Genomic DNA, 24,091 nt, shown 5'->3' with positions numbered 1-24,091 from the left:
CGGCGCACGCGCGTGGCGAAAAAAATCGACCGGCGCATTGGCGTTTTTTCGTCAACGTTTGCCATGCAGCCCGCGCGGCGCATCCGTACATTGGACAGCCATCCCCAGCACAACAACGGACAGGAGACGATGGCTGAACCGATCCTCATCGGCGTGAACCTCGACGGCGTGCTCGAACACGACGGCCTGCCGTTGCCGGTGCCCGCCGAACGCTTCCGGATGATCGCCGGCACCGGCGTGTTCGACTACGTCGAAAAGAACCCGGCGCGCGGCGAAGATCTGTCGCCGTATTTCGCGCTGGTTGAACGCCACGCGCTGCCGATTCGCGTGATCGGCGGCATCTGGCGCGCGGGCCATGACGAACCGCATGTCGCCGAAATCGTCGATGCCGGCGCGCGGTTCGGCAGCACGGTGCTCAACTGCCAGCTATACGCGCATCACGCGGACGGCCATCCGCTGTCGGACCGCGAAGTCGCCGATTTCTACCTGCGTACGTACGAACGCGGCGAGCCGGTCGGCTGCCTGCCGAGCCTCGAAGTACACGTCGACATGTGGAGCGAGGACTTCACGCGCGTCGCGCGTGTCGCGCGGCATGTCGAGCAGGCCGGCGCGCCGTTCCGGATCACGCTCGATCATTCGCACCTGCTGTTCAAGATCGGCAATCGCGCCGAACTCGACGCATCGGGCATTCGCGAACGGGTCGACAGCGGCAGCCTCGTGCTCGACCCTGCGTCGCCGGCCGCCATCTACGCCGACTGGATCGCGCGCGGCTGGGTTCGGCACGCGCATGCGCGCAGCGTGATTCCGAACAATCCCGAGAACCGCTGGATGCGCCGCGCGGACGGCCGGTCCGGCCGCGGCATCCAGTATCCGTTCGTCGCGCCGGCACCGGGCGCCTATCACGGCGAATGGCGCGCGGCACTGCTCGACACGTGGAAAACCGCACTGCGCCAGTTGCTGCAATCGCAGGCTCACGCTCGGCCGGCGCGGCTCGAGCAGATCAGTTGCGAGTTCATCCCGTTTCCCGACTACGGCGGCGGCGCACGCTATTCGATCTTCGACAACAACGTCGCGTGCGCGCACTGGCTGCGCGACACGTGGCACGCACTCGCCGCGCCGCCGGCAAACCCGCCGGCCGGCGGCACCGCTCGCACCGGCACCTGATCCGGCCCCCGCCCCCACTCGACACGCAAGGACAGAACGATGACGCAAGCATTCCATTTTTCGCTGAACCGGATGAGCGCGCCGCGCCTGCCGCTCGACCGCTATGTCGCGCTGTGCCGGCGCCTCGGCATCGACACGATCGAGATCCGCAACGATCTCGACGGCGTCGAGATCGTCGACGGCACGCCGGCCGCCACCGTGCGCGCGACGGCCGAAGCCGTCGGCGCGACGATCCTGACGATCAACGCGCTGCAGCGCTTCGAGCAATGGAACGCCGAGCGCGCGGACGAAGCGACCGTGCTGGCCGACTACGCGGCGCAGTGCGGCGCGCGTGCGCTGGTGCTGTGCCCGACCAACAGCCGCGGCGACACGCGCGGCGCGGACGTGCGCCATGCGGATCTCGTGAAGGCGCTGAAGGCGCTCAAGCCGATCCTCGAAGCGCGCGGCCTGCTCGGCTTCATCGAGCCGCTCGGTTTCGAGGAGTGTGCGCTGCGCCGCAAGTCCGATGCGGTGAAAGGCATCTACGCCGCGGCCGGCGAACAGGTCTTCCGGCTCGTGCACGACACGTTCCACCATCATCTGTCGGGGGAGGACATCTTCTTCCCGAACCTGACGGGCCTCGTGCACATCTCGGGTGTCGACGAAGACGGCCTGCCGGTCGACCGGATGCGCGACGGCCATCGCGTGCTGGTCGGCGGCGCCGACCGGCTCGGCAACATCCGGCAGTTGCGCGAACTGCTCGCGCGCGGCTACCGCGGCGCGTTCTCGTTCGAGCCGTTCGCGAACGAAATCGCCGAAGCCGACGACATCGAAGACCGGCTGCGGGCAAGCATCGACTATGTGCGGCGCGAACTGGCGGATTGCTGAGCGTCGCCGCAGTGCGCGGCCGGCGTGACGACCCGTACACGTGACGACGCGTGCGGCCATGCACTCGATGTGCGCGCTAGGCGCCGGCCTGACAGGAAGAAGACAGCGGACTCAACGGAAGAGGAGAACAGAATGATCGAATTCGCTTTATTCGGCGCGGGAAGAATCGGCAAGATCCATGCGGCGAATCTCGCGCGCCATCCGCGCGCGAAACTGAAATACGTGATCGACCATCACGCACCGTCGGCCGAAGCGCTCGCACACGCACACGGCGCGCAGGTCGCGGATATCGAACGCGCGCTCGGCGATGCAGCCGTGCAGGCGGTCGTGATCGCGTCGAGCACCGACACGCATGCGGACCTGATCGTCGCGGCGGCGAACGCAGGCAAGGCCGTGTTCTGCGAGAAGCCGGTCGACCTGACCGTCGAGCGCTCGCGCGAATGCGCGGACGTCGTGCGACGCACCGGCGTGACCTGCATGATCGGCTTCCAGCGCCGCTTCGATCCGACCTTCGCCGCGCTTAAGGCGCGCGTCGAACGCGGCGAGATCGGCACGCCGGAGATGCTGGTCGTCACGAGCCGCGACCCGGGCGCACCGCCCGTCGACTACATCCGCAGCTCGGGCGGCATCTTCAAGGACATGCTGATCCACGATTTCGATGTGTTCCGCTGGATCCTGGGCGACGAAGCGCAGACGCTGCACGCGACCGGCAGTTGCCTGACCGACCCGGCCGTGCTCGATGCCGGCGACATCGATTCGACCGCCGTGACGATCCGCACGCGGCGCGGGCTGCTGTGCCAGATCAACACGTCGCGGCGCGCGGCCTACGGCTACGACCAGCGCTTCGAACTGCTCGGCAGCAAAGGGATGCTGCAGGCCGGCAACGTGCGGCCGACCGAGGTGAGCGCGTGGCTGGCCGGCGGCATCGCGTCGGACGTGCCGGAGCCGTTCTTCCTGGAGCGCTACCGGCATGCGTACGCGGCCGAGATCGCGCACTTCGTCGACGCGCTGCGCGACGGCACGCCGGTCAGGACCACGATCGATGACGGGCTCGCCGCGCTCGAGCTGGCCGAGGCCGCGATGACGTCGTGGAAAACGGGGCGCGTGATCGAGATGTGACGCAAGCGATAGCGGCCCGTGCAAGCGGGCCGCCATCGTCGCATGATCGGCAGCACACCTGTACGAAATACTGCGACGGCACGGCCGCATCGGGCAGATTTGCCGAAACGTCGCGCGGCATGCGCGTGAAAGCACGTATCATGGCGAATCGATCGGCGTCGCCGATATCCCGCTTTTTCACCATCATGCTCGATCACCTCATCTGCGACTGCGACGGCGTGCTCGTCGACAGCGAAGTCATCGCCGACCGCGTGCTGCTCGACACGCTCACCGCCACCTTTCCGCACATCGATTTCGAAGCCGCCGCGAAGTCGGCGTTCGGCCAGCAGACGTCGCGTTTCCTCACGGGGCTCGAATCCCGCTTCGGGGTCGAGATGCCCGACGACTTCATCGAGACCATCGAGCGCAACATCGAGATCGCGCTGGCGCAATCGCTCGCGCCGATCACCGGCGTGCGCGACGCGCTGCTGAAGGTCAGCCTGCCGGCCGCCGTCGTGTCGAACAGCCGGCTCGTGCGTGTGCGCAACTCGCTAAAGCGCGCGTCGCTCACCGAAATCTTCGGCGATCGCGTGTTCAGCTCCGAGCAGGTCGCACGGCCGAAACCCTACCCCGACGTCTACCTGCATGCGGCGCAGACGCTCGGTGTGGCGCCGGCGCGCTGCGTCGTCGTCGAGGACAGCGTATCGGGGTTGAATGCCGCGCGTGCGGCGGGGATGAAGACGATCGCGTTCGTCGGCGCGAGCCACATCCCCGACAACTACGCGGATGCGCTGCGCGCGATGGGCATCACGCGGATCATGCGCAAGATGGACGAACTGCCGGCGCTCGTCGAAGCCGGCCTGCGCGGCGAATTCGGCGACGTGCAGTCCTGACTTTCATACAGGCCGGATCAGCCCGGCCCGGCGTGCGCCGGTTCACGCACGCCGTATCGGAGAGGAGCGCGCGAACGCGCCCGCTCCCTCCTCGCTCAGGCCGGCTCGCAGCAGCGCTCGCGCGCGGCCGCCAGCGCCTCGCGGAATTCGACGAGTTCCGCGATCGTCAGCATCGGCAACCCGTGCTGCTGCGCGAAACGCTCGACGTCGTCGCCGCGCGTCATCGTGCCGTCCGGATTCATCAGCTCGCACAGCACGCCCGCCGGCTTCAGGCCAGCGAGGATCGACAGGTCGACCGTCCCTTCGGTGTGACCGCGGCGCGCCAGAACGCCGCCCGGTTGCGCACGCAGCGGAAACACGTGGCCGGGACGCACGATGTCGTACGGCTTCGCATCGTCGGCGATCGCCGCGCGGATCGTCGTCACGCGATCGGCCGCGGACACGCCGGTATGCACGCCTTCGCGCGCCTCGATCGACACGGTGAACGCGGTGCCGTTGCGGCTCTCGTTGGTCTGCACCATCGGCGGCAGCTCGAGCGCGCGGACCTTGTCGTCGGTCAGGCACAGGCACACGATGCCGCTGCACTCGCGGATCAGGAGCGCCATCGTCTCGGGCGTGATGCGCTCGGCTGCGACGATCAGGTCGGCCTCGTTTTCACGGTCGTGATCGTCCTGCAACACGACCGCGCGGCCCGCGCGCAACGCGTCGAGCGCGGCGGCGATGCGCGGCGGCACCGGTTCGGAATCGAGCAACGGGAGATCGGCAAAGGCGTCGGCGGGTGCCGACGAAACGGACATGAAGGACATGTGAAACGCTCCTCGCAATTACGATTTGGGCGAAAAACGTTTCAGGGCATTGCAAACAGACAGAACGACAACCCGCTTCGCACGCATGGCAAAGCGGCCCTGACGGACATGACTATCTGCACATCTTCTCTCATCCGGACTGTGACCGTCGGCTCTGGCATTCGACCAGATCTGCTGACCCCGCGCGGATGCGCGAGCGCTCGCGGGCTCGCCGGCTAACGCCAGCCTACCGCCGGTGGGGAATTTCGCCCCGCCCTGAAGACGCACTGATTACCGGCCGGGGCCTACCCCGGAACCGGCGGGCCAAGCATACATCAGCTGCGCACGCGGCGCAGCGAACCACACTTAAAACCTTACTGACGACTCCGTCTAACGGCATCGTCCGAACGGCCGACACCGGGCCTGCACGCCGTCCCGAACGGAACCGGCGCCGGCCCTGCGAGCCGCGCGTTCAGCCGGCCGCGTGCGCGGCGTCGGGCACGAGCCAGCGCGGCGGCACCTCGGGGCTCACCGTCACGCGGAACGCGCGCGCCTCGCTGTCGCCCGGATTGCGCAGGCTGTACGGCTGGTCGGCGTCGAACACGATCGCGTCGCCGGTCGCGAGCAGCTGGCGCCGATCGTGCACGCCGACTTCGAGCGTGCCTTCGCTGACGACCAGGTTGACCGTCGTGCCGGGCGCGCGGCGCGTGCCGGGTTCCGTGTGCAGCGGCGCGATCCGCAGCTCGTGGAATTCGGCCGCGGCAGGCTCGCCTTCCGGATACAGCGCGCGCGCCGAGAAGCGGCCGTTCGAGCTGACGACGCGCGCCGCGCGCTCGGCCGCCAGATGCTCGAAGCCGTTCACCGCATGACGGCGCAGGAACGCGGCGACCGATACCTTCAGCGCCGCGGCGATCTTGCAGAGCACCTTGATCGACGGCACGCTGCGCGCGGATTCGATCTGCGCGAGCATCGCGCGCGACACGCCGGACAGCCGCGCGAGCGCATCGAGCGACAGCTGCCGCTCGGCGCGCAAGCGCGCGAGATTCACGCCGACGACCTGCTCGAGGACGTCGAGCGACGCGGACGTCCGCGCGTCGGCGGCATTGCCGGACTCGAAGGAAGACACGCCGCGCACCAGCGCCAGGGGTGAAGACATAACATGGCCTCCGGGCCGCCGCGCGGCCCTGCGAATGGGGTTAGCCGGAATCGGGTTGCGCCACGAACGGCGCGTATCGAGACGCTATCACCCGGCCCCGACCCGGCAAACGAAGTTATCTTCACACCGTTATCAGCATCGCGGAGGAAAGCGTTTCTCGCGAACCTTTTCCTGTCGCCATAGCGCCGGCACGCCGCCGCCCGGTGCACCGCTCAATGCGCGGCCGGTGCCGCGCAGCGCGCCGGTGCGCGGGCATCGAGCCGCATCGCGAGCCACGTGACGACGAGCGCCGCGAACGTCACCGCGACAGCGACCCACGGCAACGCATCGAGCGCGAAGCCGTGCCCCAGCGCGAGACCGCCGAGCCACGCGCCGCCCGCGTTGCCGACGTTGAACGCGCCGATGTTCAGCGTCGACGCGAGATGCGGCGCGCTCGCGGCCTTTTCGACCACGCGGGCCTGCAGCGGCGGCACCGTCGCGAACGCGGCGATCCCCCAGACGAATACGGTCACCGCGGCCGCGACCGGCAGGTGGCTCGTCTTCGCGAATACGGCCATCACGGCCATCAGCGCGACCAGGATCGCGATCAGCGACGGCATCAGCGCGCGGTCGGCGAGCCTGCCGCCGAGCATGTTGCCGACCGTCAGCCCCGCGCCGAACAGCACGAGGATCAACGCGACCGCACGCGGCGAATAACCGGTGACGGTTTCGAGGATCGGCGCGATGTACGTGAACACGACGAACACGCCGCCGAAACCGAGCACGGTCATCAGGAGCGCCAGCCAGACCTGCGGCTCCTTCAGCACCCGCACTTCGTGGCCGAGGCCGACGGGCCCGCTGTCGTGGCGGTTCGGCACCAGCAGGGCGACGCCGCCGAGCGACAGCACGCCGAGCGCGGCGACGATCCAGAACGACGCGCGCCAGCCGAGCAGCTGGCCGACGAACGTGCCGAACGGCACGCCGAGCACGTTCGACAGCGTGAGGCCCGTGAACATCAGCGCGATCGCGCTCGCGCGCTTGTCGGCCGGCACGAGCGACGCGGCCACCACCGCGCCGATCCCGAAGAACGAGCCGTGCGCGAACGACGTGACGACGCGCGCGACCATCAGCATCGCGTAGCCGGACGCGGTCGCGCACAACACGTTGCCGACGATGAAGATCGCCATCAGCAGCTGCAGCGCGGCCTTGCGCGGCATGCGGCTCGTCAGCACCGCGAGCAGCGGCGCGCCGACCGCGACGCCGAGCGCGTAGCCCGTGACCAGCAGGCCGGCCGACGGCAGCGACACGGCGAGGTCGTGCGCGACTTCGGGCAAAAGTCCCATGATGATGAATTCGGTGGTGCCGATGGCGAAGGCGCTGATCGCGAGCGCCAGTAACGGTATGGGCATGACGTTCTCCGAAAAGGCGGCGGACGCGGCAGCCGGTCCGTACCGCACCGCACAAAAAGCGGGATGTGCGCGCATTGTCCCGAATACGCCTATCTTTGATAATTGGCGCGGCATTTGAACCATTTTCAAAAGATTGTGGAAAATCCGATGGATCGACTGGGCGACATCCGGCTGTTTGTCGAGGCGGCGGAACTGGGCAGCCTGTCCGCGGCAGGGCGCAAGCTGAACCTCACGCCGGCCGCCGCGAGCGCGCGCCTCGCGAAGCTCGAGGCGAAGGTCGCGACGCGGCTGTTCGAGCGCTCGACGCGGCAGCTGCGCCTCACCGACGAAGGCCGGCTCTACCTGAATTGCTGCCGGCAGGCGCTGCAGGCGCTCGACGACGCGCACGCGCTATTGCAGGAAGGCCGCAACGTGGTGGCCGGCAAGGTGCGGCTGTCGTCGACGTCCGATTTCGGCCGCAATCAGCTGCTCGACTGGCTCGACGAATTCACCACGCTGCATCCGGGCGTCACGTTCTCGCTGACGGCGTCCGATTCGTCGTCGAACCTGTGGCAGGACGAGATCGACCTCGCGATCCGCTTCGCCGCCCCGCCCGACGGCGCGCTGATCGCACGCCGGCTCGCCGCGAACCGGCGCGTGCTGTGCGCGGCGCCGTCGTTCGTCGAGCGCCACGGCGTGCCGGCCGATCCGCACGATCTGGCCCGCTTTCCCTGCAACGTGATCACGATCGCGTCGGGCCCGATGAACACGTGGCGCTTCACGCGCGGCGACGAGGTACAGACCCACACGGTGCCGGTGTCGACGGCTTTCGAGACCAACGACGGCGGCCTCACCCGCGAATGGACGCTGCGCGGCCACGGCATCGCGCTGAAGTCGCTCTGGGACATCGCCGACGACGTGCGCGCCGGCCGGCTGCGCGTGCTACTGCCCGACTGGCGACACCAGGACGCGCCGCTGCACGCGCTCTATCACGGCAAGCGCTACATGGCGCCGCGCGTGCGCGTGCTGCTCGACTTCCTCGCCGAACGCTTCGCGCGCGAGGAAGCGGCGCTCGACGACCTGCTGAACGCGTGCCGCTGAAGGTTGCCGCGCCGCCATATCGGGGTCGGAGTTCAATGAAAGGCGTCGCGCGGCCGCAACCTGCCGCCCGCCCGGAGCGGCGCGTAAAGCTATAATGGAAAGCTTTCCCGACGGCTTTTCATGCATGCGCGAGTATTCGCGACATGCTCGCTCGACGCGCACCGCGCGCCCCGGTCCGCCACGCTGCACCGGCAGCAGCCGTCCCGATTCACCCTTGACGACGCCCCCAGGTCAACCACTGCGAACGGCGAATCCCCATGACCAAGAAAGTTTACGTAAAGACCTTCGGCTGCCAGATGAACGAGTACGACTCGGACAAGATGGTGGACGTGCTCAATGCGGCCGAAGGCCTCGAAAAGACCGATACCCCGGAAGACGCGGACATCATCCTGTTCAACACGTGCTCGGTGCGTGAGAAGGCGCAGGAAAAGGTGTTCTCCGACCTCGGCCGCGTGCGCGAGCTGAAGGAAGCGAAGCCGGGCCTGCTGATCGGCGTCGGCGGCTGCGTCGCCAGCCAGGAAGGCGCGTCGATCGTGTCGCGCGCGCCGTACGTCGACCTCGTGTTCGGCCCGCAGACGTTGCACCGCCTGCCGCAGATGATCGATGCGCGCCGCGAAAGCGGCCGCGCGCAGGTCGACATCACGTTCCCCGAGATCGAGAAGTTCGACCACCTGCCGCCCGCGCGCGTCGAGGGGCCGAGTGCGTTCGTGTCGATCATGGAAGGCTGCTCGAAGTACTGCAGCTACTGCGTCGTGCCGTACACGCGCGGCGACGAAGTGTCGCGTCCGCTCGACGACGTGCTGACCGAAGTGGCCGGCCTCGCCGACCAGGGCGTGCGCGAAGTCACGCTGCTCGGCCAGAACGTGAACGCGTATCGCGGCGCGCTGACGGCCGGTTCGACCGAGATCGCCGATTTCGCGACGCTGATCGAATACGTCGCCGACATCCCCGGCATCGAGCGAATCCGCTACACGACGTCGCATCCGAAGGAATTCACGCAACGCCTGATCGACACCTATGCGAAGGTGCCGAAGCTCGTGAGCCACCTGCACCTGCCGGTCCAGCACGGCTCCGACCGCATCCTGATGGCGATGAAGCGCGGCTACACCGTGCTCGAATACAAGTCGGTGATCCGCAAGCTGCGCGCGATCCGCCCGGACCTGTCGCTGTCGACCGACATGATCGTCGGCTTCCCCGGCGAGACCGAGGAAGATTTCGACAAGATGATGGCGCTCGTGCACGAGATGAGCTACGACACCAGCTTCTCGTTCATCTACAGCCCGCGCCCCGGCACGCCGGCCGCGAACCTGCACGACGACACGCCGCGCGAGGTCAAGCTCAAACGCCTGCAACATCTGCAGGCGACCATCGAGGAAAACGTCGCGCGCATCAGCCAGTCGATGGTCGGGAAGGTCGAGCGGATCCTCGTCGAGGGCCCGTCGCGCAAGGACCCGAACGAACTGTCGGGCCGCACCGAGAACAACCGGGTCGTAAACTTCCCGGCGCCGCTCGCGTCGCACCCGCGCCTGATCGGCCAGATGATCGACGTGAAGATCAATCATGCGTACCCGCACTCGCTGCGCGGCGAGCTCCTGCTCGTGAGCGACGACGCGAGCGCGGCCACCCACTGACCTGACCGACTGACGTTCAACAGGAGCCCGACGCTACTTTGAAGACCGTCCAAGCACTGGAATTCACCGCGCCGCGCGACGACAACGCGCGCCTCGCCAACCTCTGCGGCCCGCTCGACGAGAACCTGCGGCAGATCGAACAGGCGCTCGACGTCACGCTCGCGCGGCGCGGCCACCGGATCACGATCCGCGGGCGCGGCGCGAAGCTCGCGCTCGCGGCGCTCGAGAACTTCTACAACCGCGCGCGCGATCCGCTGTCGGTCGACGATATCCAGCTCGCGCTGGTCGAAGTGCGCCACACGTCCGGCAACGGCCGCCAGGACACGATCGACGTGCGCTTTCGCGGCGACCCCGACCATCCGTTCGACGAGCCCGTCGTGCAGCTCGACGCGGACACGCCGGACGAAGAGCCCGCGCCGAAGCTCTATACGCGGCGCGCCGACCTGCGCGGTCGCACGCCCGCGCAGCGCGAATACCTGAAGCAGATCCTGTCGCACGACGTGACGTTCGGCATCGGGCCGGCCGGCACCGGCAAGACCTACCTCGCGGTCGCATGCGCGGTCGACGCACTGGAGCGCGACCAGGTCAAGCGGATCGTGCTGACGCGCCCGGCCGTCGAGGCCGGCGAGCGGCTTGGCTTCCTGCCGGGCGATCTCGCGCAGAAGGTCGACCCGTACCTGCGGCCGCTGTACGACGCACTGTACGACCTGCTCGGCTTCGACAAGACCGCGAAGATGTTCGAGCGCCAGATGATCGAGATCGCGCCGCTCGCCTATATGCGCGGCCGCACGCTGAACCACGCGTTCATCATCCTCGACGAGGCGCAGAACACGACGCCCGAGCAGATGAAGATGTTCCTCACGCGGATCGGCTTCGGCTCGAAGGCCGTCGTCACCGGCGACACGAGCCAGGTCGACCTGCCGCGCGGGCACAAGAGCGGCCTCGTCGAGGCGCAGCAGGTGCTCGGCGGCGTGCGCGGCATCGCGCTCACGCGCTTCACGAGCGCGGACGTCGTGCGCCATCCGCTCGTCGCGCGCATCGTCGAGGCGTACGACGAGTTCCACGCGCAGCATCAGGACGGCTGACCGGCGGCGCCCGCGCGCTGCCCCGGCCTGCCGGCCCGGCCCGCCCGACGGCGCGCCGGGCTTTTTTTCACCCGCGCGCGGCCGTTTCGAATTCGGGAGCGATCGGCCGTTTGGTGTATCCTCAACGCGTTCCAATCGCCGCACCCGTCATGAAATCTTCCCGTTCCCGCAAGTCCGGGCGCGACCAGTCCGCCGCGCCCGATTTCCCCCGTCTCTCGCTGTTCGATGCGAAGGGCAAGGCCCGGACCGTCAGCGCGCAAGGGCTTCGAATCGACTTCCCCGACGGCCGCAGCCTGATGTTCGACCTGTCGGGCAGTTCGGGCGAGGCGGCCGTTGCGATCGTTGCGCAGCACCACGATCCGGCGATGCGCGCGAAGCTCGCGCTGCAGCCCGAGCACTACGACAGCGTGACGCTGCACGTGGGTGCCGAACCCGCGCCGCGCGACGAGGAAATCGCGGAAATGGCGAACGAGGTGCGCGAGCTGGAGCTCGACCTGTCCGTGCAGTACGGTGACGAAATCACCGGCGACATCCGCAAGACGCTTCCCAAGCGCAAGCTGATCGCCGAATGGATCGAGCCGGCGCTGTTCGCGAGCGCGCAGCTCACCGTGCGCTTCGTCGGCGAGGAAGAAGGTCGCACGCTGAACGCCGGCTACCGCCACAAGGACTACCCGACCAACGTGCTGACCTTCGCGTACGACCCGGCGCCCGACGGCACCGTGATCGGCGACCTCGTGCTGTGCTGCCCGGTCGTCGAGAAGGAAGCGCACGACCAGGGCAAGCCGCTCGCTGCCCACTACGCGCACCTGCTGGTGCACGGCGCGCTGCACGCGCAGGGCTACGATCACGAGACGAGCGACGAGGACGCCGCCGAAATGGAAGCGCTCGAAGTCGACATCCTCGCGAAACTGGGCTTTCCGAACCCGTACCAGTAAAGCCGTCCGCACCATGCACCACGCCGCGCTGCTGCCGCCCGCCTACCCGCCGTCGATCGGCGAGGGACGGCTGCTGACGGACGATGAGCTCGCCGCGTCGCTCGCGCACACGATGCGCGACTGGGATGGCCGGCAGGATCTCTGGCTGTTCGGCTATGGCTCGCTGATCTGGAACCCCGGGCTGCCGACCGTCTCCGCCGTGCGCGGCAAGGTGCATGGCTATCATCGTGGGCTCTACCTGTGGTCGCGCGTGAACCGCGGCACGCCCGAACGTCCGGGCCTCGTGCTCGCGCTCGATCGCGGCGGCTCGTGCTCGGGCATTGCATTCCGGCTCGCGGGCCCGACCGCGCAGCCGCATCTCGAGACGTTGTGGAAACGCGAAATGCCGATGGGGTCATACCGGCCCGCGTGGCTGCCGTGCTCGCTCGAAACCGGCGAACGTGTGCGCGCACTCGCATTCGTGATGCGCCGCGACGTGCCCACTTACACCGGCAAGCTTACCGACCCCGTCGTCAAGGAAGTGTTCAGCTGCGCGGCCGGCCGCTACGGCACGACGCTCGACTACGTGAGCCGCACCGTGGACGCGCTGCGTGCGAGCGGCATCCCCGATCGCGCGCTGGAAGGGCTGCTCGCGCGATGCCGGTGACGCTCGACAGGGCCGGCCGCACCGCCCGTGCACGCGAAGGCGGCACGACGCCCATGAAACCGGCACGCGAATCGCGCATGACGCTGGCCGCGCTGCTCGTCGCTGCGAGCGTCGCGCTGTCCGGCTGCGGCGTCCTCGGCTGCGGCGGCGCCGCGACCAACGGCGCTGCTGCCGGCGGCTGCTCTGCCGGCATGCGCTTCTGAGGGCCCGAACGTCGGCTCGGCTCGGCTTGTCGCGCTCGCGACGAAATGCCGCTGACACCGACTGACCGGCCGGTCGCCCCCGCTTTTTTGCCGCCGCTGCCCCGCCGCCCCTTTCTGAGATAGGATGGAGACGAAGGACGGCGCCGCGCCCGGCGCGGCTGTTCCCGAGCGGGGCTCGCGCGCGCCGCATGCCCCTGGCCGGACGGCCGGGGCGACACGGCCGCGCCATGTCCTTGGTGTATCCTTGCCTACTCCGTGACCGCGCGCTCCGGCATGACCCGGGCGCACCACCATGAACGATTCGTATCCCAGTCGTAAGCTCACCGACAAACCGCAAGAAAAGCGCTCGCTGCTCGAGCGCCTGACCGACTTCATCTCGCCCGAGCCGGAATCCCGGACCGAGTTGCTGGAAATTCTCCAGGACGCCCACGAACGCAACCTGATCGACGCCGATTCGCTGTCGATGATCGAAGGCGTGTTCCAGGTGTCCGACCTGTGCGCCCGCGACATCATGGTGCCGCGCGCGCAGATGGACGCGATCAACATCGCCGACAAGCCCGAAGACTTCATCCCGTTCGTCCTCGAGAAGGCGCACTCGCGCTACCCCGTGTTCGAGGAGAACCGCGACAACGTGATCGGCGTGCTGCTCGCGAAGGACCTGCTGCGCTTCTATGCCGAAGATGAATTCGACGTGCGCGGGATGCTGCGCCCCGCCGTGTTCATTCCCGAATCGAAGCGCCTGAACGTGCTGCTGCACGACTTCCGCGTGAACCGCAACCACCTCGCGATCGTCGTCGACGAATACGGCGGCGTCGCTGGCCTCATCACGATCGAGGACGTGCTCGAACAGATCGTCGGCGACATCGAGGACGAATACGACTTCGACGAGGAAGCCGGCAACATCATCTCTGGGCCGGACGGCCGCTACCGCGTGCGCGCGCTCACCGAGATCCACCAGTTCAACGAGACGTTCGGCACCGACTTCCCCGACGACGAGGTCGACACGATCGGCGGGCTGATCACCCATCACTTCGGCCGCGTGCCGCACCGCGGCGAGAAGCTGCAACTCGGCAACCTCGTGTTCGAGATTCAGCGCGGCGATGCGCGCCAGGTCCACGTGCTGCTGGTGCGCCGCAACCCGCTCGCGAGCCGCCGCGCCGAAACCTCGCACGAGGACTGACCGTCTCGCGCCGGCCGCGTCTCCTTCAACCGCTCGCCCTCTTTCGCTTCACATGGACGATCCGATCCCGTCTCGCCCGGCTGGCGGCCTTTTCGCGCCGGCCCCCGGCCGCACGCTGCCGCGCTGGCACTATCCGGCCGCACTGCTCGCCGGTGCGGCCAATACGCTCAGCTTCGCACCGACCCCGCACGGCGGCTGGCTGCAGCTCGCCGTATTCGTCTGGTTTTTCGCGCAGCTGACGCGCACGTCGAGCTGGCGCGGCGCCGCGCTCACCGGCGGCGCGTTCGGCTTCGGCAACTTCATCAGCGGCATCTGGTGGCTGTACATCAGCATGCACGTGTACGGCGAGATGGCCGCGCCGCTCGCGGGCGGCGCGCTGGTGCTGTTCTCGCTCTACCTGTCGCTGTACCCGGCGTTCTCGGCGGGGCTCTGGTCGTTCTGCGCGGGCCATGCGTGGCATCGCCGCGCACCCGATCCGCGGCCGTTCTCGCCGAGCTGGCACGGCGCGTTCGCCTTCGCGAGCGCATGGGCGCTCGGCGAATGGCTGCGCGGCACCGTGTTCACAGGCTTTCCGTGGCTCGCGAGCGGCTATCCGCAGGTCGACGGCCCGTTCGCGGGCTTCGCGCCGGTCGTCGGCGTGTACGGGGTCGCCTGGGTGCTCGCGCTGTTCGCCGCGCTGGTCGTGCAGGCGCTCGTCGCCGGCCGCCGGTCGCCCGAATTCGAATCGGAATCCGGCGGCGCCGGCAACGCGCGCGTGCGCGTCGTCGCGCCGGCCGGCATCGCCGTCGCGCTCGTCGCGGCCGGCCTCGGGCTGTCGCAGGCCACGTGGACCGTGCCCGCGAACGCGCCGCTCACGGTGCGGCTGCTGCAGGGCAACGTGAAGCAGGACATCAAGTTCGAGCAGGAAGGCATCGACGCGGCGATCAAGATGTACACGCAGATGATCGTCGAGAAGCCCGCCGACCTGATCGTCACGCCGGAGACCGCGATCGCGGTGATGATCCAGGAGCTGCCCGAGCCGTTCGCCGTCGCGATCCGCAAGTTCAGCGACACGACGGGCTCGGCCGTGCTGTTCGGCGCGGTCGGCGCGTCGGTGACGCCGGACGGTCATTACGTCGACTACACGAACAGCCTGTACGGCGTGACGCCGCATTCGCGCGACATCTATCACTACGACAAGCACCATCTCGTGCCCTTCGGCGAATTCATCCCGTGGGGCTTCCGGTGGTTCGTCGACCTGATGAAGATGCCGCTCGGCGACTTCGCGCGCGGCGCGCCGGTGCAGAAGCCGTTCCTCGTGCACAACCAGCCGGTGATGGCCGACATCTGCTACGAGGACTTGTTCGGCGAGGAAATCGCCGCGACGATCCGCGACAACCCGCAGCCGCCCGGTGTGCTCGTCAACGTGACGAACCTCGCGTGGTTCGGCGACACGATCGCGCTCGACCAGCATCTGCAGATCGCGCGGATGCGCGCGCTCGAAACGGGCCGGCCGATGCTGCGCTCGACCAACACGGGGATGACGGCCGCGATCGACGCGCACGGCCGCGTGCTCGGCCAGCTCAAGCCGTTCACGATCGGCTCGCTCGACGTGCGCATCGAAGGCACGAGCAGCTTCACGCCTTACGTGACGAGCGGCAACAACATCGTGCTCGCTGTGTCGCTGGTGCTGCTCGCGTTCGGCTTCACGTTCGGGCCGGGCCTGCGCCGCCGCAACGGCGCGAAGGCCGGCGACGACCGGAACGCCTGACGCATCGGGCGGCCGTCGCACACGGTGCGGCGGCCGCTCAGCCCCTGCGCTTCGCGTCCGCGGCCAGGGCGCGGAGATCCCGCCCGAGTGTCTCCATCACCGGCGCCCATGCGCCGAACGTCGGCTGCCGGTACAGCGTCGCGGTCGGATACCACGGGCTGTCGGTGCGCTCGAGCAGCCACGGCCAGTGCGGATTCACGTCGAGCAACACCCAGGTGCGCGCGCCGAGCGCGCCCGACAGGTGCGCGACCGACGTGCACACCGTGATCACCAGATCCAGCGCGCCGATGAAGGCGGCCGTATCGTCGAAACTCTTCAGTTCGGCGGTAAAGTCCTCGATCGCGAAACCGGCTGCGCGCGCCGCGGCGACATCCGCTTCCGCACCCGGCTGCAGCGAGTGGAACGCGACGCCGTCGATGCCGCGAAACGCATCGGCATAGCGCTCGAGCCCGACGCGCCGGAACGGATTGCGCTGGTGCCCCGCGCTGCCCGTCCACACGAGCCCGACCTTCACCCGGCCGTCGCCCGCGAGCCGCGCCCGCCAGGCGTCGCGCGCGTGCGGATCGGCATGCAGGTACGGCACCGACGCGCCGAGCGTCGACGTCTGCATCCCGAGCATCAGCGGCAGGCCGATGAGCGGCACTTCATAGTCGAAGGCAGGCAGCGCGTCGACGCCGCCGCCGGCGCTGAACGCGTCCGCGTGTGCGCCGAGACTGCGCCGCATCAGCGTGCCCACCTGCGGAAACGTGTTCCACGCGAGCCGGCCGCCCTCGCGGTGCACGCGCTCGGCGAGCGGCGCGACGAAGCGCGCGAACTGCAGCACGTCGCCGAGCCCCTGCTCGCCCCAGACGAGCAGCGTCTTGCCCGCGAGCGGCTCGCCCTGCCAGCGCGGGCCGGGCAGCACCGGCCGCTGGCCGCGCAGCTCGCCGGCGCCGTCCCAGCGTGCTTCGTGGCCGCGCCAGCCCGCCGCGTAATTGCCGCGCACGAGCTGGATGATCGCGAGGTTGAAACGGAACGACGCGTCGTCGGGCGCCAGCTCGCACGCGCGCGCCGCGTAGCGCTCGGCGTCGTCCCAGCGCTGCGCCTCCTTCATCGCCATCGCGATGTTGTTCGACGCGAGCGCATTGTCCGGCGCGATCTCCGCAAGCCGTGCCGCACAGGCGAGCGCGCCGTCGAGGTCGAGCGTCGCAAGCCGCGCGACGATCAGGTTGATCCACGCCTGCACGTCGTGCGGGTCGGCTTCCACGGCCGCGTCGAGCAGCGCGATTTCCTCGCGGCGGTCGCCGCCCGACAGCCGCAGCGCGATCGCCAGGTTGTTGCGCAGCGACGGCCAGCGTGGATCGAGCACATAGGCGGCGCGGTAAGGCGCGACGGCATCCGCGTGACGACCGAGCATCTGCAATGCGTAGCCATGATTGAAATGGCCACCGGCGTCCGGATGAATGCGCGCCGCGCACTCGGCCAGCGCGAGCGCGTCGGCCGTGCGCTGCCGCGCCACGAGCGTCGCTGTGAGCTGCGAGAGCGCTGCCATGTCGACTGCGTGCAGATGGCCGGCGGCGGCGAGCCAGCGTGCGTAAGCGTCGTGCTCGCCGCGCGCTTGCGCGTCGGCGGCTTGCCCGAGCAGCGCGAGCAGCGGCGGCATCAGTGGAATGAGGAGATCGTTCGAATCGTCCATGCGGCCCGGAGTGGAAAATCGGTCGCGCGGCAGGCGTCGCGCGCACCGCGATACGCGCATCTTAACGCCCTCGCAAAGCGGCGCGGCAGGCAGTGCAACAAGCGCATCGCGACGCCGCACGCGCGCGCGCACCGCGCATACGGGCGAGCCGCGCACAGGCTGCGCACGGCTCGCCGGAACACCGCCGGCGGCACCTTCGTCCGCGTTCCAGCCGCATCCGCCCGCCGATCCGGTAAAATTGCACGTTTCAGCACACTAACAAGCCGCGCCGCCGCGCGAGCCGACCCTCCGGGCCCCGCCCGGAGCGCCGCCCGCAACGGAGCGCCAGCGCCACGAAGGCTCTTCATGCTTACGTTTCAGCAAATCATCCTGACGCTGCAGTCCTACTGGGACAAGCAGGGTTGCGCCCTGCTCCAGCCCATCGACATGGAAGTCGGCGCGGGCACGTCGCACGTTCACACGTTCCTGCGCGCGGTCGGCCCCGAGCCGTGGCGCGCCGCTTACGTGCAGCCGTCGCGCCGCCCGAAGGACGGCCGCTATGGCGAGAACCCGAACCGCCTGCAGCATTACTACCAGTACCAGGTCGTGCTCAAGCCGGCGCCGGAAAACATCCTCGACCTGTACCTCGGCTCGCTGGAAGCGCTCGGCTTCGACCTGCAGCAGAACGACGTGCGCTTCGTCGAGGACGACTGGGAGAACCCGACGCTCGGCGCGTGGGGCCTCGGCTGGGAAGTGTGGCTGAACGGGATGGAAGTCACGCAGTTCACGTATTTCCAGCAGGTCGGCGGCCTCGACTGCAAGCCGGTGCTCGGCGAGATCACCTACGGCCTCGAGCGCCTCGCGATGTACCTGCAGAAGGTCGAGAACGTGTACGACCTCGTGTGGACCGAGTGGGAAGAGCACGGCCCGAACGGCCCCGAGCTGCGCCGCCTGTCGTACGGCGACGTCTACCACCAGAACGAGGTCGAGCAGTCGACCTACAACTTCGAGCACGCGAACGTCGACCTGTTGTTCACGTTCTTCAACAGCTACGAAGCGGAAGCGAAGAAGATGATCGACGCGCAGCTCGCGCTGCCCGCGTACGAACTCGTGCTGAAGGCCGGCCACACGTTCAACCTGCTCGATGCGCGCGGCGCGATCTCGGTCACCGAGCGCGCGGCGTACATCGGCCGCATCCGCGCGCTGTCGCGTCTCGTCGCGCAGGCTTACTACGACTCGCGCGAGAAGCTCGGCTTCCCGATGCTCGGCAACCCGCCGGGCGTGCCGGGCCTCACCACCGACGCCCAGGACGCCGCCCAGCCGGCATGGGCGCCGCCGCTCAAGGTCGAACGCAAGATCGATCAGGACTGACGAGACGAGATTTATTCCAGACATGACGCACAATCATCCCGCCCCCCTGCTCGTCGAACTGCTGACCGAAGAGCTGCCGCCGAAGGCCCTCGCGCGCCTCGGCGACGCATTCGCCGAAGGTCTCGCGCAACGCCTCGCGGCGCGCGACCTCGTCGAAGGCGAACTCGTATTCGAACGCTACGCCACGCCGCGCCGCCTCGCGGTCGTCGTGCAGAACGTGCGCGCCGTCGCGCCTGAAAAGCAGGTCCGCGAAAAGGTCCTGCCCGTGTCGGTCGCGCTCGACGCCGAAGGCAAGCCGACCGCCCCGCTCGCGAAGAAGCTCGCGGCGCTCGGCCATCCGAACCTGTCGATCGCCGATCTCGAGCGCGCGCAGGACGGCAAGGCCGAAGCGTTCTTCGTCAACTACTCGGCCGCCGGCGCGACGCTCGCCGACGGGCTGCAGGCCGCGCTCGACGAAACGCTCGAGAAGCTGCCGATCCCGAAGGTCATGACCTACCAGCGCCCGGACGGCTCCGACGTGAAGTTCGTGCGCCCGGTGCACCGCCTGACGGTGCTGCACGACGATCGCATCGTGCCCGTCACCGCGTTCGGCGTCGACGCCGGCGACACCACGCTCGGCCACCGCTTCCTGTCCGACGGCCTCGTCGCGATCCAGCATGCGCGCGCCTACGCCGACACGCTGCGCGACAAGGGCCGCGTGATCGCGCACTTCGCCGATCGCCGCGAAACGATCCGCACGCAGCTGAACGAGCACGCGAACGGCGACACCGTCGTGATGCCCGAATCGCTGCTCGACGAAGTGACGTCGCTGGTCGAATGGCCGGTCGTCTACCCGTGCCGCTTCGAGGACGAATTCCTGCAGGTTCCGCAGGAATGCCTGATCCTCACGATGCAGACGAACCAGAAGTATTTCGCGCTGACCGACATCGCCGGCAAGCTGCGCTCGCGCTTCCTGATCGTGTCGAACATCGAGACGAACACGCCGGGCGAGATCGTCGAAGGCAACGAGCGCGTCGTGCGCCCGCGCCTCGCCGACGCGAAATTCTTCTTCGAGCAGGACAAGAAGAAGCCGCTCGCCGAGCGCGTGCCGCTGCTCGCGAACGTCGTCTATCACAACAAGCTCGGTTCGGCGCTCGCGCGCGTCGAGCGCCTCGAAGTGCTGGCCGGCGAGATCGCGCCCGCGATCGGTGCCGACGCCACGCACGCGAAGCGCGCCGCGCGCCTCGCGAAGGCCGACCTGCTGACCGACATGGTCGGCGAGTTCCCGGAACTGCAGGGCACGATGGGCACGTACTACGCGCGCCACGACGGCGAAGCCGACGACGTCGCGCTCGCCTGCGCCGAGCACTACCAGCCGCGCTTCTCCGGCGACGCGCTGCCGACCACGCCGGTGTCCACCGCCGTCGCGCTGGCCGACAAGCTCGAGACGATCGTCGGCATCTGGGGCATCGGCCTCGCGCCGACCGGCGAGAAGGATCCGTTCGCGCTGCGCCGTCACGCGCTCGGCGTGCTGCGCCTGCTGGTCGAGAAGCAACTGCCGCTCGATCTCGTCTCGCTGCTGCGCACGGCGCACGCACGCTTCGAAGGCGTGCCGGGCGTCGCCGAATCGACCGATGCGATCTTCGCGTTCTTCATGGACCGGCTGCGCGGCCTGCTGCGCGAACGCGGCTACTCGGCAGGCGAAGTCGACGCGGTGCTGAGCCTGAACCCGACGCGCGTCGACGATCTCGTCGCACGCCTCGACGCGGTGCGCGAATTCACGCGCCTCGCGGAAGCCGAAGCGCTCGCGGCCGCGAACAAGCGGATCTCGAACATCCTGAAGAAGTCGGAAGGCGGCGCGAACGGTGCGGTGCAGCCGACGCTGCTCGTCGAGGCCGCCGAAAAGGCGCTGCACGAACAGCTCGCGGCCGTGACGCCGCGCGTGCAGTCGCAGCTCGAGGCGCGTGAGTACACGGGCGCGCTGTCGGCGCTCGCGGCGCTGCGCGCGCCGGTCGACACGTTCTTCAACGACGTGATGGTCAACGCCGAGGATCCCGCGCTGCGCGCGAACCGTCTCGCGCTGCTGTCCGCGCTGCATCAGCAGATGAACTGCGTCGCCGACATCTCGAAGCTCGCCGCATAAGGGCCGAACGATGCCGACCAGCCCCAACCGCAAGCTCGTCGTCCTCGACCGGGACGGCGTGATCAACGTCGATTCGGACGCGTTCATCAAGACGCCCGACGAGTGGATCGCGCTACCCGGCAGCCTCGAGGCGATCGCACGACTCAACCACGCAGGCTATCGCGTGGTCGTCGCGACCAACCAGTCCGGCATCGGCCGCGGGCTGTTCGACATGGCCGCGCTCAACGCGATGCACCTGAAGATGCATCGCGCGGCGGCCGCCGTCGGCGCGCGCATCGACGCGGTGTTCTTCTGCCCGCACGTGTCGGAAGACCACTGCGACTGCCGCAAGCCAAAGCCCGGCATGATGCAGATGATCGCGGAGCGCTTCGAGGTCGACCCCGGTCACACGCCGACCGTCGGCGATTCCCTGCGCGACCTGCAGGCCGGCGTCGCGGTCGGCTTCAAGCCGCACCTCGTGCTGACCGGCAAGGGCAAGAAGACGCTCGCCGCGGGGAATCTGCCGGACGGCACGAAGGTCCACGACGACCTGCGCGCATTCGCGCTCGACTTCCTTTCACACGAACACGAGTGATGCGGCTGCCGCGCGCATCCTCCCTACTGTCAGACCCACGCCGATGCGCTTCGTCCGCTCCCTGCTGCTGCTGATCTACTTCATCGTGTACACGGTGCCTTACGCCACCGCGTGCTTCATCGCGTTCCCGTTCATGCGTCCCGACGCACGCTACTGGATGGCGGCCGGCTGGTGCAAATCGACGCTGTGGGTCGTGCGCTGGCTGAACGGCATCCGCTACCGGATCGAAGGGATGGAAAACCTGCCGGACGGCCCGGCCGTGCTGCTGTCGAAGCACCAGTCCGCGTGGGAGACGCTCGCGTTTCCGGCGCTGATGCCGAAGCCGCTCTGCTATGTGTTCAAGCGCGAACTGCTGTACGTGCCGTTCTTCGGCTGGGCGCTCGGGCTGCTGCACATGGTCAACATCAACCGCAAGGAAGGCAAGAACGCGTTCACGTCGGTGATCCGCCAGGGCAAGAAGCGCCTGTCGGAAGGCGCCTGGATGATCATGTTTCCGGAAGGCACGCGCACGCCGGTCGGCAAGCAGGGCAAGTACAAGACGGGCGGCGCGCGCTTCGCGATCGAAACCGGCACGCCGGTCGTGCCGATCGCGCACAATGCAGGTCGCGTGTGGCCGCGCAATTCGTTCACGAAATTCCCGGGCGTCGTCACCGTGTCGATCGGCAAGCCGATTCCCGTCGACGGCAAGACGCCCGACGTATTGAACTCGCAGGTGGAAGCATGGATCGAAGCGGAAATGCGCCGCATCGATCCCGAAGCCTATCGCCAGTCGGGCAGTGCCGGCGCGCGCGATGCCGCGCGCGTCTGAATCACCCGGATTGCAGCCGTTGCGAACGACGAAACGAAGCGAACTGATGAAAAAGCGGCCGCGGCCACGGCCTGCCGTCGTGGCCCTCGATCATCGCCAGATGGACCTGCCGCTCTTCGACGGGCCGGCGGCATCGCCGACACCGTCGGCGCCCGCCGCCCCCCCCTCGTCGCCTGAAGCGGCTGCGGCTCCCGCGGTGCCCACGGCGCCGCTCGATCCGGGCCCCGCGCCCGATCGCTCCCGCGTCCGCACGTTCGCACTCGACAGCCGTGTGCTCGAATATCGGCTGAAACGCTCCGCGCGCCGCACGATCGGCTTCACGATCGACGGCAGCGGGCTGTCGATCACCGCGCCGCGCTGGGTCACGCTCGCCGACATCGAAGCCGCCATCGCCGAGAAGCAGCGCTGGATCTTCGCGAAGCTCGCGGAGTGGAAAACCCGCACCGAGCAGCGCGCGCTGCCGCAGATCGACTGGCGCGACGGCGCGCAACTCCCGTATCTCGGCAAGACGATCACGATCGCGCTCGGCGCCGGTGCGGCCGCATTCGATGCCGATGCGCAGCGGCTGTCGCTGCCGCTGCCCGCACAAGCCGACATGCAGCAGATCAAGGATCGCGTGCAGGGCTGGCTGCAGGGCGAAGCGAAGCGAATCTTCGGCGAACGCCTCGTCGTCTATGCGGAAAAGCTCGGCGTCACGTATTCGATGTACGCGCTGTCGTCGGCCGCGACGCGCTGGGGCAGTTGCTCGAGCGACGGCAAGATCCGGCTGAACTGGCGGCTGATCCACTTCCCGATGTCGATCATCGACTACGTCGTCGCGCACGAGCTGTCGCACCTGCGCGAAATGAACCACAGCCCGGCCTTCTGGCACACCGTCGAATCGATCTTCCCGGAATTCCGCGAAGCGCGGCACACGCTCAAGCATCACCCGCCCGAGCTGCTGCCGTCGCTGTAACGGGATCGGCCGCACCGAAAATACGAACGGGCGATGCGGATCCCTCCGCATCGCCCGTTTTCCTTGCCCGCCACGCCCATCGTGCGTCGCGCGCCGCTCATCCCGCGCTCAGTGCGCCTTCTTCTGGATGAACTCGATCTTGTAGCCGTCCGGATCCTCGACGAATGCGATCACGGTCGTGCCGTGCTTCATCGGGCCCGCTTCGCGAGTCACCTTGCCGCCTTGCGCCTTGATCTTGTCGCAGGCCGCGTACGCGTCGTCGACTTCCACCGCCAGGTGGCCGAAGCCGTTGCCGAGATCGTAGGACGGCGTATCCCAGTTATGGGTCAGCTCGATCACGGCGCCCGTGCTTTCGGCTTCATAGCCGACGAACGCGAGCGTGAACTTGCCTTCCGGATAATCCTCGCGACGCAGCAGCTTCATGCCGAGCAATTCGGTGTAGAACTTGATCGAGCGGTCGAGATCGCCGACTCGCAGCATCGTATGCAGCAAACGCATGTGTTGTACTCCTGTGGGGACTTTCCAGAAGCGGAAATTCTACCGGAGTCGGGTGAATCCCGCCGCCGGCGGCCCCGTCCGCCCTCGGCCGATACCGGGCTTCCGGACGGCGAGTCCGATGCCCGTGCGGCGGCAGTGATCACCGAATCCGACGGCCCCCGGCAAGTCCACCGATCGGGTAACATCCTCTCACCTCGCACCAAAAGCGGGCATGCCGTCCGCCGCTTTGAACGCGACCACCCCCTCAT

At 68.4% G+C, this 24,091-nt stretch carries 23 protein-coding genes and 1 riboswitch; of the genes, 18 read left to right on the top strand and 5 right to left on the bottom strand.

Features of this window, described 5'->3' with window-relative positions:
- The first annotated feature begins 129 nt into the window (after window positions 1-129).
- The 4 genes from DIE11_RS02645 (at window position 130) to DIE11_RS02630 (ending at window position 4,022) form a co-directional block, all read left to right on the top strand.
- Window positions 130-1,164, top strand: a complete 1,035-nt coding sequence (locus DIE11_RS02645; protein WP_124621343.1) for a xylose isomerase — start codon at window positions 130-132, stop codon at window positions 1,162-1,164.
- Window positions 1,165-1,203: 39 nt separating this feature from the next.
- Window positions 1,204-2,031, top strand: coding sequence for a TIM barrel protein (locus DIE11_RS02640; protein WP_124621341.1), 828 nt, complete (start codon window positions 1,204-1,206; stop codon window positions 2,029-2,031).
- Between the two features lie 132 nt (window positions 2,032-2,163).
- A complete protein-coding gene (gene iolG / locus DIE11_RS02635) occupies window positions 2,164-3,150 on the top strand; it encodes an inositol 2-dehydrogenase (RefSeq protein ID WP_124621339.1) in 987 nt (328 codons plus the stop codon).
- Between the two features lie 185 nt (window positions 3,151-3,335).
- Entirely contained in the window at window positions 3,336-4,022 is a 687-nt protein-coding gene (locus DIE11_RS02630) for an HAD family phosphatase (RefSeq protein WP_124621337.1), read from the top strand.
- A 95-nt stretch (window positions 4,023-4,117) separates the two neighbouring features.
- On the opposite strand, the gene ribB is transcribed toward DIE11_RS02630, so the two are convergent.
- The 3 genes from ribB to DIE11_RS02615 form a co-directional block, all read right to left on the bottom strand.
- Window positions 4,118-4,828 carry a 3,4-dihydroxy-2-butanone-4-phosphate synthase gene (ribB, locus tag DIE11_RS02625; RefSeq protein ID WP_124621335.1) on the bottom strand — a complete coding sequence of 237 codons (711 nt, stop codon included), beginning with the start codon at window positions 4,826-4,828 and terminating at the stop codon, window positions 4,118-4,120.
- Between the two features lie 118 nt (window positions 4,829-4,946).
- Window positions 4,947-5,095: riboswitch (FMN riboswitch) on the bottom strand.
- A 184-nt stretch (window positions 5,096-5,279) separates the two neighbouring features.
- Window positions 5,280-5,963 (bottom strand): helix-turn-helix domain-containing protein, encoded by a 684-nt coding sequence (locus DIE11_RS02620; RefSeq protein WP_124621333.1) that lies wholly within the window; start codon window positions 5,961-5,963, stop codon window positions 5,280-5,282.
- 212 nt (window positions 5,964-6,175) lie between these two features.
- Window positions 6,176-7,351, bottom strand: coding sequence for an MFS transporter (locus tag DIE11_RS02615; RefSeq protein WP_124621331.1), 1,176 nt, complete (start codon window positions 7,349-7,351; stop codon window positions 6,176-6,178).
- Here DIE11_RS02615 and DIE11_RS36150 point away from each other — a divergent pair.
- From DIE11_RS36150 to lnt, 9 genes are all read left to right on the top strand, one after another.
- The gene (locus tag DIE11_RS36150; protein ID WP_170296421.1) at window positions 7,284-7,469 is read left to right on the top strand and encodes a hypothetical protein; all 186 of its coding nucleotides are present in this window, start codon (window positions 7,284-7,286) and stop codon (window positions 7,467-7,469) included. The two genes, DIE11_RS02615 and DIE11_RS36150, sit on opposite strands and share 68 nt — an antisense overlap.
- Before the next feature lie 29 nt (window positions 7,470-7,498).
- A complete protein-coding gene (locus DIE11_RS02610) occupies window positions 7,499-8,431 on the top strand; it encodes a LysR family transcriptional regulator (protein WP_059607610.1) in 933 nt (310 codons plus the stop codon).
- Between the two features lie 257 nt (window positions 8,432-8,688).
- Window positions 8,689-10,062, top strand: a complete 1,374-nt coding sequence (miaB, locus tag DIE11_RS02605; protein ID WP_059528119.1) for a tRNA (N6-isopentenyl adenosine(37)-C2)-methylthiotransferase MiaB — start codon at window positions 8,689-8,691, stop codon at window positions 10,060-10,062.
- 38 nt (window positions 10,063-10,100) lie between these two features.
- On the top strand, window positions 10,101-11,147 hold the full coding sequence (locus DIE11_RS02600; RefSeq protein ID WP_059607614.1) for a PhoH family protein: 1,047 nt from the start codon (window positions 10,101-10,103) through the stop codon (window positions 11,145-11,147).
- Between the two features lie 149 nt (window positions 11,148-11,296).
- Window positions 11,297-12,082, top strand: a complete 786-nt coding sequence (gene ybeY / locus DIE11_RS02595; RefSeq protein ID WP_059607616.1) for an rRNA maturation RNase YbeY — start codon at window positions 11,297-11,299, stop codon at window positions 12,080-12,082.
- A gap of 13 nt (window positions 12,083-12,095) precedes the next feature.
- The gene (locus tag DIE11_RS02590; protein WP_059607618.1) at window positions 12,096-12,728 is read left to right on the top strand and encodes a gamma-glutamylcyclotransferase; all 633 of its coding nucleotides are present in this window, start codon (window positions 12,096-12,098) and stop codon (window positions 12,726-12,728) included.
- A gap of 53 nt (window positions 12,729-12,781) precedes the next feature.
- Window positions 12,782-12,931 (top strand): hypothetical protein, encoded by a 150-nt coding sequence (locus DIE11_RS36145; RefSeq protein WP_185633701.1) that lies wholly within the window; start codon window positions 12,782-12,784, stop codon window positions 12,929-12,931.
- Window positions 12,932-13,223: 292 nt separating this feature from the next.
- Window positions 13,224-14,111 carry an HlyC/CorC family transporter gene (locus tag DIE11_RS02585; RefSeq protein ID WP_124621329.1) on the top strand — a complete coding sequence of 296 codons (888 nt, stop codon included), beginning with the start codon at window positions 13,224-13,226 and terminating at the stop codon, window positions 14,109-14,111.
- Between the two features lie 52 nt (window positions 14,112-14,163).
- Window positions 14,164-15,861: an apolipoprotein N-acyltransferase gene (lnt, locus tag DIE11_RS02580; RefSeq protein WP_124621327.1), complete on the top strand. Its 1,698-nt coding sequence runs from the start codon at window positions 14,164-14,166 to the stop codon at window positions 15,859-15,861.
- A gap of 37 nt (window positions 15,862-15,898) precedes the next feature.
- Here lnt and DIE11_RS02575 read toward each other — a convergent pair whose 3' ends face one another.
- Window positions 15,899-17,536 carry a hypothetical protein gene (locus DIE11_RS02575; protein WP_124621325.1) on the bottom strand — a complete coding sequence of 546 codons (1,638 nt, stop codon included), beginning with the start codon at window positions 17,534-17,536 and terminating at the stop codon, window positions 15,899-15,901.
- A 345-nt stretch (window positions 17,537-17,881) separates the two neighbouring features.
- Here DIE11_RS02575 and glyQ point away from each other — a divergent pair, with 345 nt between their 5' ends.
- The 5 genes from glyQ to DIE11_RS02550 are packed head-to-tail and all read left to right on the top strand — an operon-like array spanning window position 17,882 to window position 23,345.
- Window positions 17,882-18,886: a glycine--tRNA ligase subunit alpha gene (gene glyQ, locus DIE11_RS02570; RefSeq protein ID WP_082729061.1), complete on the top strand. Its 1,005-nt coding sequence runs from the start codon at window positions 17,882-17,884 to the stop codon at window positions 18,884-18,886.
- Window positions 18,887-18,908: 22 nt separating this feature from the next.
- Entirely contained in the window at window positions 18,909-21,008 is a 2,100-nt protein-coding gene (glyS, locus tag DIE11_RS02565) for a glycine--tRNA ligase subunit beta (protein ID WP_124621323.1), read from the top strand.
- A gap of 10 nt (window positions 21,009-21,018) precedes the next feature.
- Window positions 21,019-21,582 carry a D-glycero-beta-D-manno-heptose 1,7-bisphosphate 7-phosphatase gene (gene gmhB, locus DIE11_RS02560; protein WP_124621321.1) on the top strand — a complete coding sequence of 188 codons (564 nt, stop codon included), beginning with the start codon at window positions 21,019-21,021 and terminating at the stop codon, window positions 21,580-21,582.
- 43 nt (window positions 21,583-21,625) lie between these two features.
- On the top strand, window positions 21,626-22,390 hold the full coding sequence (locus DIE11_RS02555) for a 1-acyl-sn-glycerol-3-phosphate acyltransferase (RefSeq protein WP_124621319.1): 765 nt from the start codon (window positions 21,626-21,628) through the stop codon (window positions 22,388-22,390).
- A gap of 46 nt (window positions 22,391-22,436) precedes the next feature.
- Complete coding sequence (locus DIE11_RS02550; RefSeq protein ID WP_124621317.1) at window positions 22,437-23,345, top strand: M48 family metallopeptidase; 909 nt, start codon at window positions 22,437-22,439, stop codon at window positions 23,343-23,345.
- A gap of 108 nt (window positions 23,346-23,453) precedes the next feature.
- Here the strand turns inward: DIE11_RS02550 and gloA are convergent, their stop codons facing one another.
- A complete protein-coding gene (gene gloA, locus DIE11_RS02545) occupies window positions 23,454-23,843 on the bottom strand; it encodes a lactoylglutathione lyase (RefSeq protein ID WP_124621315.1) in 390 nt (129 codons plus the stop codon).
- Between the last annotated feature and the right edge of the window lie 248 nt (window positions 23,844-24,091).

The organism is Burkholderia sp. Bp9012 (assembly GCF_003853825.1).
Classification (GTDB): domain Bacteria; phylum Pseudomonadota; class Gammaproteobacteria; order Burkholderiales; family Burkholderiaceae; genus Burkholderia; species Burkholderia diffusa.
The sequence above is the reverse complement of the archived record's forward strand: the minus strand, read 5'-3'. Positions and strand labels throughout refer to the sequence as shown.

What these genes read in the sequence shown, in the direction of transcription:
- iolG (WP_124621339.1), top strand. Translation starts at nt 2,164, where the DNA reads ATGATCGAATTCGCTTTATTCGGCGCGGGAAGAATCGGCAAGATCCAT.
- DIE11_RS02550 (WP_124621317.1), top strand. Translation starts at nt 22,437, where the DNA reads ATGAAAAAGCGGCCGCGGCCACGGCCTGCCGTCGTGGCCCTCGATCAT.
- DIE11_RS02630 (WP_124621337.1), top strand. Translation starts at nt 3,336, where the DNA reads ATGCTCGATCACCTCATCTGCGACTGCGACGGCGTGCTCGTCGACAGC.
- ribB (WP_124621335.1), bottom strand. Translation starts at nt 4,828, where the DNA reads ATGTCCTTCATGTCCGTTTCGTCGGCACCCGCCGACGCCTTTGCCGAT.
- gloA (WP_124621315.1), bottom strand. Translation starts at nt 23,843, where the DNA reads ATGCGTTTGCTGCATACGATGCTGCGAGTCGGCGATCTCGACCGCTCG.
- DIE11_RS36145 (WP_185633701.1), top strand. Translation starts at nt 12,782, where the DNA reads ATGAAACCGGCACGCGAATCGCGCATGACGCTGGCCGCGCTGCTCGTC.
- DIE11_RS02610 (WP_059607610.1), top strand. Translation starts at nt 7,499, where the DNA reads ATGGATCGACTGGGCGACATCCGGCTGTTTGTCGAGGCGGCGGAACTG.
- lnt (WP_124621327.1), top strand. Translation starts at nt 14,164, where the DNA reads ATGGACGATCCGATCCCGTCTCGCCCGGCTGGCGGCCTTTTCGCGCCG.
- DIE11_RS02590 (WP_059607618.1), top strand. Translation starts at nt 12,096, where the DNA reads ATGCACCACGCCGCGCTGCTGCCGCCCGCCTACCCGCCGTCGATCGGC.
- glyS (WP_124621323.1), top strand. Translation starts at nt 18,909, where the DNA reads ATGACGCACAATCATCCCGCCCCCCTGCTCGTCGAACTGCTGACCGAA.
- miaB (WP_059528119.1), top strand. Translation starts at nt 8,689, where the DNA reads ATGACCAAGAAAGTTTACGTAAAGACCTTCGGCTGCCAGATGAACGAG.
- DIE11_RS02575 (WP_124621325.1), bottom strand. Translation starts at nt 17,536, where the DNA reads ATGGACGATTCGAACGATCTCCTCATTCCACTGATGCCGCCGCTGCTC.
- DIE11_RS02615 (WP_124621331.1), bottom strand. Translation starts at nt 7,351, where the DNA reads ATGCCCATACCGTTACTGGCGCTCGCGATCAGCGCCTTCGCCATCGGC.
- glyQ (WP_082729061.1), top strand. Translation starts at nt 17,882, where the DNA reads ATGCTTACGTTTCAGCAAATCATCCTGACGCTGCAGTCCTACTGGGAC.
- gmhB (WP_124621321.1), top strand. Translation starts at nt 21,019, where the DNA reads ATGCCGACCAGCCCCAACCGCAAGCTCGTCGTCCTCGACCGGGACGGC.
- DIE11_RS02640 (WP_124621341.1), top strand. Translation starts at nt 1,204, where the DNA reads ATGACGCAAGCATTCCATTTTTCGCTGAACCGGATGAGCGCGCCGCGC.
- DIE11_RS36150 (WP_170296421.1), top strand. Translation starts at nt 7,284, where the DNA reads ATGATGATGAATTCGGTGGTGCCGATGGCGAAGGCGCTGATCGCGAGC.
- DIE11_RS02620 (WP_124621333.1), bottom strand. Translation starts at nt 5,963, where the DNA reads ATGTCTTCACCCCTGGCGCTGGTGCGCGGCGTGTCTTCCTTCGAGTCC.
- DIE11_RS02645 (WP_124621343.1), top strand. Translation starts at nt 130, where the DNA reads ATGGCTGAACCGATCCTCATCGGCGTGAACCTCGACGGCGTGCTCGAA.
- DIE11_RS02585 (WP_124621329.1), top strand. Translation starts at nt 13,224, where the DNA reads ATGAACGATTCGTATCCCAGTCGTAAGCTCACCGACAAACCGCAAGAA.
- ybeY (WP_059607616.1), top strand. Translation starts at nt 11,297, where the DNA reads ATGAAATCTTCCCGTTCCCGCAAGTCCGGGCGCGACCAGTCCGCCGCG.
- DIE11_RS02555 (WP_124621319.1), top strand. Translation starts at nt 21,626, where the DNA reads ATGCGCTTCGTCCGCTCCCTGCTGCTGCTGATCTACTTCATCGTGTAC.